This window comes from Crossiella sp. S99.2 (genome assembly GCF_023094165.1).
GTDB lineage: Bacteria > Actinomycetota > Actinomycetes > Mycobacteriales > Pseudonocardiaceae > Crossiella.
In genome coordinates this window covers 474473-486587 of the sequence record NZ_JALMDK010000006.1, presented here as the reverse complement: position 1 = coordinate 486587, position 12115 = coordinate 474473, and the positions used below count along the sequence as shown (strand labels likewise).

13 protein-coding genes are annotated in these 12115 nt (G+C 71.2%); 8 read left to right on the top strand and 5 right to left on the bottom strand.

Translation table 11 applies throughout. The annotated features are described in order from the left end of the window. Nucleotides 1-148 precede the first annotated feature (148 nt). From MZC64_RS25415 to MZC64_RS25400, 4 genes are all read left to right on the top strand, one after another. Nucleotides 149-763: a DsbA family protein gene (locus tag MZC64_RS25415; RefSeq protein ID WP_247759173.1), complete on the top strand. Its 615-nt coding sequence runs from the start codon at nucleotides 149-151 to the stop codon at nucleotides 761-763. A gap of 112 nt (nucleotides 764-875) precedes the next feature. After that, nucleotides 876-2249 carry an aldehyde dehydrogenase family protein gene (locus tag MZC64_RS25410; protein WP_247759174.1) on the top strand — a complete coding sequence of 458 codons (1374 nt, stop codon included), beginning with the start codon at nucleotides 876-878 and terminating at the stop codon, nucleotides 2247-2249. A gap of 84 nt (nucleotides 2250-2333) precedes the next feature. Then, a complete protein-coding gene (locus MZC64_RS25405) occupies nucleotides 2334-3707 on the top strand; it encodes an L-serine ammonia-lyase (protein WP_247759176.1) in 1374 nt (457 codons plus the stop codon). Nucleotides 3708-4148: 441 nt separating this feature from the next. Continuing rightward, nucleotides 4149-4352: a cold-shock protein gene (locus MZC64_RS25400; protein ID WP_185002108.1), complete on the top strand. Its 204-nt coding sequence runs from the start codon at nucleotides 4149-4151 to the stop codon at nucleotides 4350-4352. Between the two features lie 72 nt (nucleotides 4353-4424). Here MZC64_RS25400 and MZC64_RS25395 read toward each other — a convergent pair whose 3' ends face one another. The 3 genes from MZC64_RS25395 to MZC64_RS25385 form a co-directional block, all read right to left on the bottom strand. Next, nucleotides 4425-5417, bottom strand: coding sequence for a hypothetical protein (locus MZC64_RS25395; protein WP_221489858.1), 993 nt, complete (start codon nucleotides 5415-5417; stop codon nucleotides 4425-4427). Between the two features lie 180 nt (nucleotides 5418-5597). Further along, complete coding sequence (locus tag MZC64_RS25390; protein WP_247759180.1) at nucleotides 5598-6413, bottom strand: MBL fold metallo-hydrolase; 816 nt, start codon at nucleotides 6411-6413, stop codon at nucleotides 5598-5600. Nucleotides 6414-6426: 13 nt separating this feature from the next. After that, a complete protein-coding gene (locus tag MZC64_RS25385; RefSeq protein ID WP_247759184.1) occupies nucleotides 6427-7188 on the bottom strand; it encodes a 2-phosphosulfolactate phosphatase in 762 nt (253 codons plus the stop codon). 66 nt (nucleotides 7189-7254) lie between these two features. On the opposite strand from MZC64_RS25385, the gene MZC64_RS25380 reads away from it, so the two are divergent. From MZC64_RS25380 to MZC64_RS25370, 3 genes are read left to right on the top strand one after another with little or no spacing between them, the layout of a single operon-like run. Further along, a complete protein-coding gene (locus tag MZC64_RS25380; protein ID WP_247759185.1) occupies nucleotides 7255-7728 on the top strand; it encodes a ribose-5-phosphate isomerase in 474 nt (157 codons plus the stop codon). A 17-nt stretch (nucleotides 7729-7745) separates the two neighbouring features. Beyond that, the gene (locus MZC64_RS25375; RefSeq protein WP_247759186.1) at nucleotides 7746-8093 is read left to right on the top strand and encodes a hypothetical protein; all 348 of its coding nucleotides are present in this window, start codon (nucleotides 7746-7748) and stop codon (nucleotides 8091-8093) included. A 19-nt stretch (nucleotides 8094-8112) separates the two neighbouring features. After that, the gene (locus MZC64_RS25370) at nucleotides 8113-8919 is read left to right on the top strand and encodes an Fpg/Nei family DNA glycosylase (protein WP_247759188.1); all 807 of its coding nucleotides are present in this window, start codon (nucleotides 8113-8115) and stop codon (nucleotides 8917-8919) included. On the opposite strand, the gene MZC64_RS25365 is transcribed toward MZC64_RS25370, so the two are convergent. Further along, entirely contained in the window at nucleotides 8920-9663 is a 744-nt protein-coding gene (locus MZC64_RS25365; protein WP_247759191.1) for a hypothetical protein, read from the bottom strand. It abuts the gene before it with no gap. Nucleotides 9664-9766: 103 nt separating this feature from the next. Further along, nucleotides 9767-10975: a GNAT family N-acetyltransferase gene (locus MZC64_RS25360; protein WP_247759192.1), complete on the bottom strand. Its 1209-nt coding sequence runs from the start codon at nucleotides 10973-10975 to the stop codon at nucleotides 9767-9769. A 58-nt stretch (nucleotides 10976-11033) separates the two neighbouring features. On the opposite strand from MZC64_RS25360, the gene MZC64_RS25355 reads away from it, so the two are divergent. Beyond that, a complete protein-coding gene (locus tag MZC64_RS25355) occupies nucleotides 11034-11738 on the top strand; it encodes a maleylpyruvate isomerase family mycothiol-dependent enzyme (RefSeq protein WP_247759194.1) in 705 nt (234 codons plus the stop codon). The last annotated feature ends 377 nt before the right edge of the window (nucleotides 11739-12115 follow it).

Below are 12115 nucleotides of genomic sequence, written 5' to 3'. Positions count from 1 at the left end.
CTCTTGGGGATGCACGACGTCAGGCATCAAACCACGAACGTCGAAACGGTTTCCCGACTCCGGGAAGAGTTCGCCCCCGCGCGGGGTTGGTAGCAGGCAGGACGTGCTGCCCGTGGCCCGTCAACAGTCATAAACCGAAAGAGGCGTCATGAGCGGTGAGACCCCCCGCGTCGACTTCTACTTCGACCCGATCTGCCCGTGGGCGTGGATCAGCTCGCGGTGGATCCTGGAGGTCGAGCAGGTCCGCGACATCGACTTGCACTTCCGGGTGATGAGCCTGTCCGTGCTGAACTCCGGCCGCGATGTGCCGGAGCAGTACCAGGAGCTGCTGGACAAGGGCTGGGGGCCGGTCCGGGTGGCCATCGCCGCGGCCAAGTCGCACGGCCCGGACATCCTCCGCCCGCTCTACACCGCGCTGGGCACCCGGATCCACAACGAGGGCCGCGGCGGCGACCTGGACGGCGTGATCAAGGAGTCGCTGGCCGAGCTGGGCCTGCCGGCCGAGCTGGCCGGGGCGGCGACCTCGACCGAGTACGACGAGGAGCTGACCGCCAGCCACCACGCCGGCATGGACCCGGTGGGCATGGATGTGGGCACGCCCACCATCCACGTGGACGGGGTGGCCTTCTTCGGCCCGGTGCTGTCCAAGATCCCGCGCGGCGAGGACGCGGGCAAGGTCTTCGACGGCGCCCGGCTGCTGGCCGGCTACCCGCACTTCTTCGAGCTGAAGCGGACCCGCACCGAGGACCCCGACTTCTCCTGAGTTCAGGCGCGGACCGCCCGCCGGTGTCGCCGGTGGGCGGTCTCGTGGTCCTTGTGGACACCACCCGGTTCGCTACGCGAACACCCAGCACAACCCATGACACCCTGATCCCATGGCGAACGAACTCATCGAGGTGGTCAACCCGGCCACCGAACAGGTCATCGGCTCGGTCAAGGCCAGCACCGCCGCCGAGGTGGACACCGCGGTCCGGGCGGCGCACGCGGCCTTCCCCGGCTGGGCGGCCACCCCGCTGGCCGAACGGGCCGCGATCGGCCGCCGGATCGCCGAGGGCGTCGCGGCCCGGCGGGACGAGCTGGCCGAGCTGATCACCGCCGAGATGGGGTCGCCGATCAGCTTCTCCACCAGGGTGCAGGCCAGCCTGCCGGTGGCGGTGGCAGGCGGGATCGTGGACCTGATCGACGGCGGCTACGACTTCAGCGAGGAGATCGGCAACTCGCTGGTGCTGCGCGAGCCGATCGGCGTGGTGGGCGCGATCACCCCGTGGAACTACCCGCTGCACCAGGTGGTGGCCAAGGTGGTGCCCGCGCTGGTGGCAGGCTGCACCGTGGTGCTCAAGCCGAGTGAGGTGACCCCGCTCACCGCGGAGGTCTTCGCCGGGATCGTGCGCGAGGCCGGGGTGCCGGAGGGTGTTTTCCACCTGGTGCACGGGTTCGGGCCGACCGTGGGCGAGGCGATCGTGTCGCACCCGCTGGTGGACATGATCTCCTTCACCGGCTCCACCGCCGCCGGGCGCCGGATCTCCGCGGTGGGCGCGGAGACGGTGAAGCGGGTCTCGCTGGAGCTGGGCGGCAAGTCCGCCAACATCATCCTCGACGACGCCGACCTGGCCGCCGCGGCCAAGCAGGCCATCGCGCACTGCTTCATCAACAGCGGCCAGACCTGCACCGCGCGCACCAGGGTGCTGATCCCGGCTCAGCTGCACGACGAATTCGTGAGCCTGCTCACCGACGTCGCGGCCAAGTACACCCCCGGCGACCCCACGGACCCGGCCACCAGGGTCGGCCCGATGGTCACCAAGGCGCAGCAGGAGCGGGTCAAGGGCTACATCCAGCAGGGCATCGACGAGGGCGCCACGCTGGCCATCGGCGGCGCGGACACCCCGGCGGAGACCCCGGTCGGCTACTACGTCCGGCCGACCGTATTCGCCAACGTGCGCAACGACATGGTCATCGCCCAGGAGGAGATCTTCGGGCCGGTGCTGGCCGTGCTGCCCTACGCCGATGAGGACGAGGCGGTGGCCATCGCCAACGACTCCATCTACGGCCTGGCCGGCTCGGTCTACTCCGCCGACGCCGACCGCGCGCTGGCCATCGCCCGGCGGATGCGCACCGGCCAGGTGGACGTCAACGGCGGCGCGTTCAACCCGGTGGCGCCCTTCGGCGGCTACAAGCAGTCCGGCAACGGGCGGGAGATGGGCCTGCACGGGCTGGAGGAGTTCACCGAACTGAAAGCCATTCAGCGTTAACCAGGCCACTCAGCCCGCCATGTCACACTCGTAGGTGACCGGATGGGGCCGCCGCCCCATCCCCACTCAACGGAGCGTGGCGAGTTGGCAATCAGCGTCTTTGAGCTGTTCAAGATCGGTATCGGACCGTCCAGTTCCCACACGGTGGGGCCGATGCGGGCCGCATGCACGTTCGCCAACGGCCTGAAGGCGGACGGGCTGCTGGCCGACACGGTGACGGTGCGCTCGGAGCTGTTCGGCTCGCTTGGCGCCACCGGCCACGGGCACGGCAGCGACAAGGCGGTGCTGCTCGGCCTGGAGGGCGAGGATCCGGAGACGGTGGACACCGCCTCGGTGGAGCCGCGGGTGGCCGGCATCCGCGAACGGCGCAGGCTGCGGTTGCTGGGCAGCCACGAGATCGCCTTCGAGGAGCGGACCGACCTGGTCATGCACCGGCGCAAGTCGTTGCCGTACCACCCCAACGGCATGACCTTCGCCGCGCTGGACGCCAGTGGGCAGGTGCTGCGCTCGCGGACCTACTACTCGGTGGGCGGCGGTTTCGTGGTGGACGAGACCGCCGCCGGCGCCGACCGGATCAAGGTCGACGACACCCCGGTCCGGCACCCCTTCCGCAACGGCGTGGAACTGCTGGAACGCACCATCGAGACCGGCCTGCCGATCAGCGGCGTGATGCTGGCCAACGAGCTGTCCTGGCGCCCGGAGGCCGAGGTGCGCGGCGGCCTGCTGCACATCTGGCAGGTCATCCAGGACTGCGTGCGCAGCGGCTGCGCCCGGGAGGGCACCCTGCCCGGCGGCCTCAAGGTGCAGCGGCGGGCGGCCGGGCTGTTCCAGACCCTGTCCAATGAGCACTACACCACCGACCCGCTGCGGGTGATGGACTGGGTGACCCTGTTCGCGCTGGCGGTCAACGAGGAGAACGCCGCGGGCGGCCGGGTGGTCACCGCGCCCACCAACGGCGCGGCCGGGATCGTGCCCGCGGTGCTGCACTACTACGCCCGGTTCGTGCCCGGCGCCACCGAGGACGGCGTGGTCCGCTTCCTGCTCACCGCGGGCGCCATCGGCCAGCTGTTCAAGGAGAACGCCTCCATCTCCGGCGCCGAGGTCGGCTGCCAGGGCGAGGTGGGCTCGGCCTGCTCGATGGCCGCGGCCGGTCTCACCGAGGTGCTGGGCGGCACCCCGGAGCAGGTGGAGAACGCCGCGGAGATCGCCCTGGAGCACAACCTGGGCCTGACCTGCGACCCGATCGGCGGCCTGGTGCAGATCCCGTGCATCGAGCGCAACGCGGTCGCCTCGATCAAGGCCATCACCGCCTCCCGGATGGCGCTGCGCGGGGACGGCACGCACTTCGTCTCGCTGGACAAGGCGATCAAGACCATGCGCGAGACCGGCGCCGACATGAAGGTCAAGTACAAGGAAACCGCGCGGGGCGGCCTGGCCGTCAACGTGATTGAGTGCTGAACCCCGTCGCCGGTGACACCCGCCCCGGGTCCTGACGGCCCGCAGAAACGCTGTCAGGGCCCGGAAACCGGCCTGCCGGGCTGGACCGGGACTGCCCGTTGGCCCGGCCGAGCAGGCAGCCCGGCGCGGCCCTTCGGGTGATCGAGAAATCGTGGCCGCGCCCGGCAACTGGCTGTGCCGGGCCGGCTACGTCGGCTCTGATCACTCAACGGCCTGGTCACGCGCCCGTCGACCTGGTTCGTGGACCCCGAACGGGTGATCGGCGTCCGGTGGAACCCGCCCAGGTCATCAGGGTTCTCTTCGTGCCCACCTGTTTCCCGTCGGTGTCACCCTGTAGCGTCATGGCCGCTCGCATAGTCCACGAGGCCTGCTCGTGGGCGGCGCGGGGGTGAGACGGGTCCACTGCCATTGGTGGCCCCGCTCGCATTGACGAGGAGTTTTATGGCAACCGGCAAGGTCAAGTGGTTCAACGCGGAAAAGGGCTTCGGCTTCATTGCCCAGGACGGCGGCGGACCTGATGTGTTCGTGCACTTCTCGGCGATCCAGGGCTCGGGCTACCGCTCCCTTGAGGAGAACCAGGCAGTGGAGTTCGAGGTCGTCCAGGGTCCCAAGGGTCCCCAGGCGGACCGGGTCAGCGCTATCTGATCCCGTCTCGACGCACCGCGGGCCCGCATCCGTTGCTGGATGCGGGCCCGCGGTTTGTCCGGAGCTGGGCGGCTAGTCCCAGTCCCAGCGCACGCCGTAGATGCCGGGCGAGACGTCCAGCGAGACGAAGTGCGCGGTGTTGGAGGCGCCCACCCACAGCTCCTGCACGTCCTGTTCGGGCGCGTTGGCGAGCTGGCGGTGGTAGCGGAAGCAGCGCGCCGGGACCATGGCCGGGTCGAAGTGCACCTGGAGCACGTAGTCCCGGGCCGGGGTCCGGAAACGCCGGTCGTAGAAGTGCGCGGGAGTGGTCGACTGGCACTCCAGCTCGAACTCCATGATCGTGGTGTCCCCGGCGGAGAGCACCCGGTCGAGCACCAGCTCGGCCACCATGAAGTTGCTCTCCGGGTCGAAGCGCACCCGGCCGAGCCTGCAGTAGCGGGTCGAGGTGATCAGCGGCGCCGGCCGGTCCGGATCGTCGCCGCGGTAGTAGAGGAAGTGCCGGGAGACCTTGTCGACCTCGGCGCGCACCACCTCGCGCACCCGCAGGCTCTTCTCCGAGCGGTCCGCGCCCAGCAGGTACGTGTCGTGCACGCTGAGCCGGGTCAGCTGTGCGGTGGAGGGGACCTCCAGCCGCTCCAGCAGCTTGGTCAGGCCGTCCGGGGATTCCCAGAGGCGTTCGGTGTCCAGGCTGCCCGGGGTGTGCGAGAGCCACCGGCCGCGCGGACGGCGCGGACCGAGCAGGCTCATCAGTGAATTGGCCGGCAGGCGCAGCACTTCTTCCAGGATGTGCACGCCGCGCAGTGAGTCCGGCCGCTCCGGGCGGCTACGCCCATGCCGCCAGTAGCTCAGCGTGGTCAAGCTGACCTTCACGCCACGCTGGGCGAGCCGGTACTGAATCCGGTCCAGGCTGAGCCCGCTTGCCTCGATCGCGAGGTGCAGGGCTCTGGAGAACGGGCCCTTCTGCAACACTTCGGCCAGCTCACGGCTGGGTTCGGGCAAAGTGGGCGAGCCGTTGGCGTACACCGGCCTTTGCGCAGTCGTGGTCGGCTGCGGCTCTTGGTGCACGAGCACCTCCTCGCCACGTGGCAGGCAATCACAGGGTGTCACCTACGACGCTGACTTGACACTTGTCACACGGAGCATAGTTCAGCTCACCGAGCCAGGCGAGGTGAAGCCCGATTGAGTAGGTACTGTCGGACTTTACGCAACAGACCGCTGGCTCAGCGTCACAAGTATCCGGCGCCGTTAGGCGTAGCCAGGGTTAGACCTCACACTTTCGAGTGCATCTGCGGTGAAGTCTTCAGGGTAAGGCGATTTACGTAGCGCCGCAGCCCGGTCCAGCCGCCCCGCGCTGACCTCGGCGCACAGCTCGGCCACCCGGCTCAGCTCGGCCAGCTGCTCCCGCACGAAGGCCCGGTCCACCGGCTCGCCGTGCCCCGGCACCACCACCGCCGGTTTCAGTTCCAGAACCTGTTGCACCGCCGCGGGCCAGGCCAGCGGCCAGGATCCCTTGAAGGCGGGCGGCGCGCCCTGCTCGACGAGGTCGCCGGTGAAGACCACCTCGACCTCGGGCAACCACACCAGCAGGTCGTGGTCGGTGTGCCCGAACTCGGCGGGCAGCAGGTGCGCGACGCGTCCGCCCAGGTCCAGTTCGGCCGGCCCGCTCACCGGGTGCGTCGGCGGCACGATCCGGGCGGCCAGGATGGCCTCGGCGATCGCGGGCCGGCCCTGCTCGCGGTAGTACTCGCTCCAGGCCTTCCGATCGGCCTCGGCACCCGCGGCCAGCGCCGGTCCGCAGCGCTCGTGCGCCCAGATCTCGCACGGCTCGAACGCCTGGGCGCCGAAGCTGTGGTCGAAGTGCGCGTGCGTGAGCACCACCCGCCAGGGCAGCGGGGTAACCTCGCGGACCGCGGCGGCCAGCTCCGCGCCCTGCACCCCGTCCCCGCGGGTGTCGATCACCAGGCAGCCCGTCTCGCCGAGCACCAGCCCGGTGTTGAGATCCAGTTCGGTGTGCCTGCGCACCAGCACGCCCTCGGCGACCTCGACCCAGCGACCGTCCACCGCACGTCCTCTCCTAGGCGCCGAAGATCCCGTCCACGAGTACCGGGGCGACCGTGCTGCTGTCTACCGCACCGGCCAGTTCGACATCCGCCGACAGCCCGGCCTCGGTCAGTTCCCGCCCGGAAACGCAGTCCGCCAGCAGTTCCGGCACCCGGTGCGCCACCGCGGCGAAGGCGGTCGCGGCCAGCTCGGCCTCACCGGATCGCCCGTGCCGCAACCCGTGCGCGATCGCCCCGGCGCCCAGGTAGTCCTCCAGCGAGGGGCGCAACGGCCGCTGCGGGCTGATCCGCCAGCGCTCACCGCCCGCGATGATCCCGATCGGCCGGTCCCCGGCCAGTTCCAGTGCCTTGGCCGCCACCGCGCTCGCGTTGCGCAGACAGCCGGCCAGCACGGTCGCCCCGGCCGCGGCCGCCCGTGCGCACAGCGTGCCGCCGTTGGGGGAGGACAGCCCGAGCAGCGTGCCGGCGGGCACCCCGGTCAGCGAGGACGGCCGCAGCGACCACTTCTCCTTGGTCGCCACCGACCCGGTCGGACTGGTGTAGAGCCCCAGCCCGGCCATGATCGCGCCCCGGGCCTCCGCCGCGGCCTTGGCGGCCTCGTCGTCAACAGCGAAGGGCAGCACCCGCGCGCCCCGGCCGACCACCACGTCCACCGTGGTGGTGAACACCAGCACGTCCACCACGACCAGCACCGCGCAGTGCGGCGCCAGCGCCGCCACGCCCTCGCCGCCCCATTCCAGCCGCACCCGGTAGCCGTCCTGCTCGAAAACCGTCATGTGACCAGCCTCGCAAAGGCGACCGCCCAGGTCAGGCGAATATCGGGGCTGGCAGACTGCGTGCCCGTGCGCGTTTACCTTGGTTCCGACCACGCGGGCTTCGAGCTGAAAAATCACCTCGCCGCCCACCTGTCCGAGCACGGCCACGAGGTCGTCGACGTCGGCCCCCACACCTACGACGCCGAGGACGACTACCCGCCCTTCTGCGTGGAGGCCGCCCGCCGGGTGGTCGCCGACGAGGGCAGCCTGGGCGTGGTGATCGGCGGCTCCGGCAACGGCGAGCAGATCGCCGCGAACAAGGTCCCCGGCTGCCGCGCCGCGCTGACCTGGAGCGTGCAGACCGCCCAGCTCGCCCGCCAGCACAACAACGCGCTGGTGGCCGGGGTTGGCGCGCGGATGCACAGCACCGAGGAGGCCACCGCGATCGTCGAGGCGTTCCTGGCCGGGGAGTTCTCCACCGAGCCGCGGCACGCCCGCCGGATCGGCCTGCTCACCGAGTACGAGCGCACCGGCGAGCCGCCTGCTTTGCCGAGCGCCTGACCGGGTAAGCCAGCCGGGTGAGTCGATCTCGAACCACCTGGCTGGCCACCCCGCTGGTCGCGGTCCTGGGCACGCTCGCGGGCGTGCTGGCGCTCTACTTCGGCGAGGCGGCCCTGGTGCCCTGGCTGTCCGGGCCGGGGGATCCACCCTGCGGGCAGCCGGACTGCGTGCTCGGCGTCGGGTTGCAGATGATGGCCGCCGCCGTGCTCCTGGTGCTGGTCGCGGCGGTGGCCGGGAGCTGGCTGGGGCGTCGGCACCGGGACACCGCGGACCGGGCTTCGGCCGTGCTGCGCGGGTTCGTAGTGTGTGGCTACTGCCTGCTGGCCTACGCGATCCAGTCCGTGATCGCCTGGTGGCCGAAGTAGCCGACGAGGAGCGCCGACGTTGCCCGAGGGCCACACCCTGCACCGCTTCGCCCTGCTGCACCACCGGGAGTTCGCCGGGCACCGGGTGGCGGTCTCCAGCCCGCAGGGCCGCTTCGCCGCCGAGGCTGCCGTGCTGGACGGGCGGGTCTTCGAGTCCGCCGAGGCGCACGGCAAGCACCTGTTCCACCACTACGGCGATGTCACCGTGCACGTGCATCTGGGGCTGTACGGCACTTTCAGCGAGCGCGAGCTGCCGGTGGAGCCGCCGCAGGGCCAGGTCCGGATGCGCCTGGTCGGCCCAGGACACTGGACTGACCTGCGCGGCCCGACCGCCTGCCGCCTGCTCGGGGACACCGAACTGGACATCCTGCGCGCCCGGCTGGGCCCCGATCCGCTGCGCGCGGACGCCGAACCGGACCGGGCCTGGGCGAAGATCGGCAAGTCCCGGACCTCGATCGCCGCACTGCTGATGGATCAGTCGGTGCTGGCCGGGGTGGGCAACGTCTACCGGGCCGAAGTGCTGTTCCGGCACCACATCCCGCCGCTGCGCGCTGGGCGCGATCTCACCCGCGCCGAGTGGGAGCTGATCTGGGCGGACCTGGCGGTGCTGATGGCCGACGGCGTGCGGGTGGGCCAGATCGACACCGTGCGCCCCGAGCACCTGCCCGAGGCGACCGGCCGGGCGCCGCGGGTGGACCGGCACGGCGGCGAGGTCTACGTCTACCGCCGCGCCGGACTGCCCTGCCTGATCTGCGGCACCCCGGTGGCCATGGCCGAGCTGGTCAGCCGGAACCTCTACTGGTGTCCCGGCTGCCAGCCGGACTGATCACCAGTCGTCGCCACCGCCGCCGCCACCCCAGTCCCCGCCGAAGTCACCGAAACCGTCGGCCAGGCTGTCGCCCATATCGCTGAGGCCGTCGCCGATGCCGCCGATGACGTCCCCGGCCATGCTCGCGATCGCCACACCCGCCATGCCGGCGAACATCGCGCCGAAGAGCAGGCCCGCGCCCGAACCCCAGGAACCGGTGGCCCTGGCGGGCTTCCAGATCGGCTCGCTGTACCAGCCCTGCGGCAGCGGCCTGCCTGCCACCATGCCGCCGGGGAAGTAGTGCGGGGTGTGCGAGCTGGGCGTGCGGGACACCGCGTACTGGTGGCCCTCCACGCTGACCTCGCGGTCCTCCGACACCGTGCCCGCGCTGCGCTGGCCGTTGAGGTCGGGCAGCTCCGGTCCGGGGTCCATGTCCATCGCGATGCGCGCGGCCCGCACGTAGTACAGGCCCTCCATCGCGGTCTGCTTGGCCAGCTGGGCCTGGGCGGCCGAGGTGGCCTGCTCGATCTGCGAGCCGGCCGCGGTGTAGCTGCCGGAGGCGTCGGAGAGGGCCTGCCGGGCCGCCTCGTTGGTGCCGACCAGGTTCAGCACCTGGCCGCCCAGCCGTTCGTTCCAGCGGCGGGCCTCGGCCTTCTCGTCAGCGAGCTGCTGCTGGGCGCGCGCGGCCTTCTGCCGGGATGCGTAGAGCACCCCGCCGACCACCACCACCGCGATCAACAGCAGCACGATTGCGGTACCCAAGGGTGCCTCCCGTTCGCAGGGCGCCGCGGGTGGCCCCCGCGGTCACCCTGTCCAACGGCACCCCCGGCGCTGGGGTTCCCCACAGTGGGGTGAACCAGCGCACTCAGAAGATCTCCATCGTGTGCGGGGCGGGGTCGACCAGGAAAGCCCTGCTCAGCGCCGCCGCCGCGCCGGGCCGGTGCTCGTGGGCCTGACCGGCGGCGGCCAGGGTGCTCAGCCGGACCCCGCCGAGGAAGGCCGAGCCCAGCGCGGTGCTGCTCAGCGTCAGCTCGGGCGTGTCCTCGGTGCGGGTCAGCTCGGCCCGCCCGTCGGTGCCGATGACCAGCCGCCAGCGGCCCGCGTTCCACGGGCAGAACTCGTCGGTCAGCTCCAGCACGGTGTCCAGCGGTCCGGTGTAGGTGCGCATCGGCAGCGCGCGGTCCACGTCTACCAGGCGCACCCACAGCGAGTCATTGCGTTCGATCTTGACCGCGCGCGGATCGGCCAGCAGGTGCCGCAGCGGCTCATCCGGCGCGCAGCCCCAGTAGTTGATCGAGCTGACCAGGTCGGAGTCGAGCAGGTGCCGCCAGATCGCGGCGTGCCCGGCCGGGGTGGCGGTGACGATCTCCTGCACGTCCAGGCCGAGCCCGTCGTGCGCGGCGTTGACCCGGAACAACGCGTAGCCCTCGGGATGCACCGCGAACCGCCATGCCTGCTTGCCGCCGCGCTGCGGGGGACCGTCGAGCAGCCGGTAGTGCCAGGTGTCCTGGTCCCGTTCCAGCCAGCCGATCCGCTCCGCGGCCACCTTGGCGTGCAGCTCGCGGATCAGCGGTTCGGCCACCGTCCTGGACACCTCGCGCACCCGGTCCGCGCCGGTGTCCACGGTGGGCAGGAACCGGGCGCCCTTGGCGATCTCGACCTGGCTGGCCTCCACCGCGATCCCGTAGCCGAAACGGCCGTAGATGCCGCCCTCGGAGGCCCACAGCGCGGCGAGCGGGTCGGCGCCCTCGGCGTGCAGGTCGTGCAGCAGCGAGCGCATCAGCCCGGTGAGCGCGCCCCGGCGGCGGTGTCCCGGCGCGACCGCGACCATGGTGACCCCGGCGAAGGGCTGCGGGCCGGTGCCGGGCAGGGTGATCCGGCGCGGCCAGACACCACCGCCGCCGATCAGCTCGTCCCCGTCGAAGACGCCGCGGAAGCGGGCCGGTTCCCACAGCCGCAGTTGGGTGGCGCGAGTGGGCTCGTCGGCCTCGGCGTAGAAGGCGGTGCGGCAGATGTCGAGATGGCCGGACAGGGTCTCGGCGGTGAGCGGGCGGACCGTCAGCGGTGAGGTCATGCCGTGTTGCTACCGCAGGTCCTGGACGGGCGCGAACGGATTTGGGCAGGGTGGGGGCATGCGCCCCGAATCCCTGGCTCTCGCGTTGCGGGTGGCGGTCGGCGAGTTCCGGGCCGCCGTCACCACCGCCCCGCCGGACGCGCCGGTCCCCACCTGCCCAGGCTGGACGGTGGACCAGTTGACCGCGCACGTGGGCCAGGTGTTCACCCTGGTCGCGGACTGGATCCGGACCGGCCGCCGACGGGCGCCGACGCCGGTCCCGGCCGCCTCGCTGGACCACTTCACAGTCTCCGCCGAGACCCTGCTCGATCTGCTGGACCCGCGTCAGGCGGCCCGGCCCTGCGCGACCTGGTGCCCGTGGGACCACACGCTGGGCTTCTGGATCCGGCGGATGGCGCATGAGGCGGTGATCCACCGCGCCGATGCCGAGTCCGCGCTCGGCGCGATCAGTCCGGTCCCGGCCGAGCTGGCCGCGGACGGCGTGCACGAGCTGCTGACGCTGTGGCTGGGCACCCGCCAGCCGCCCAGAGTCACTGGCGAACACGTTGTGCGCCTTGAGGTTCCGGGCCGAACCTGGACCATCGGCCTGAACCCGTGGGTGATCGACTACCACGAGGGCGCCGAACCGGACGTGGTGTTGCGCGGCCCGGCCTCCGCGCTGGACCTGTGGCTCTGGGGACGCGGGGACGCCGCCGAGCTGACCGTCGAAGGCGATCGGTCGGCTGTGGCCGCACTCCGCGCCGCCGTCGCCGCGGTCACCTGAACCCCTGGGCCATCCAGGTGAGATTCACCCGACGGCGGCCGGAAACTGTGCCCGACTGGGGATCCGTGTGACCACCCATTCAGACGAGAAAGTCGTCACTCTCAGCTATCACCCGAGAAGGGTGTTGCGGCCAGATGGCGGCAAGATCGATGTCACTGCTTGTCACCGTTGCGGTCGGTGTTTGCCGACTACGAGGAGTACTCATGTTCTCACTCGTTCGAGAAGCGACAGCCGCGCCAATTCCCGGTTAACTATTGCCCGTGCGGCCCGCGACCCGCACAGGAAACAACGAAGAAATTTCCCCCGAGAACAGCTAGCTCGAAGGAGTGGACGTCACCGTAGGTGGCTGGGTAGCAAGGCGCCGTGCTGGTGTTCCT

Excerpts from the sequence above, each read along its gene's own strand:
- MZC64_RS25400 (WP_185002108.1), top strand. The coding sequence starts at position 4,149 with ATGGCAACCGGCAAGGTCAAGTGGTTCAACGCGGAAAAGGGCTTCGGC.
- MZC64_RS25355 (WP_247759194.1), top strand. The coding sequence starts at position 11,034 with ATGCGCCCCGAATCCCTGGCTCTCGCGTTGCGGGTGGCGGTCGGCGAG.
- MZC64_RS25415 (WP_247759173.1), top strand. The coding sequence starts at position 149 with ATGAGCGGTGAGACCCCCCGCGTCGACTTCTACTTCGACCCGATCTGC.
- MZC64_RS25410 (WP_247759174.1), top strand. The coding sequence starts at position 876 with ATGGCGAACGAACTCATCGAGGTGGTCAACCCGGCCACCGAACAGGTC.
- MZC64_RS25385 (WP_247759184.1), bottom strand. The coding sequence starts at position 7,188 with ATGACGGTTTTCGAGCAGGACGGCTACCGGGTGCGGCTGGAATGGGGC.
- MZC64_RS25360 (WP_247759192.1), bottom strand. The coding sequence starts at position 10,975 with ATGACCTCACCGCTGACGGTCCGCCCGCTCACCGCCGAGACCCTGTCC.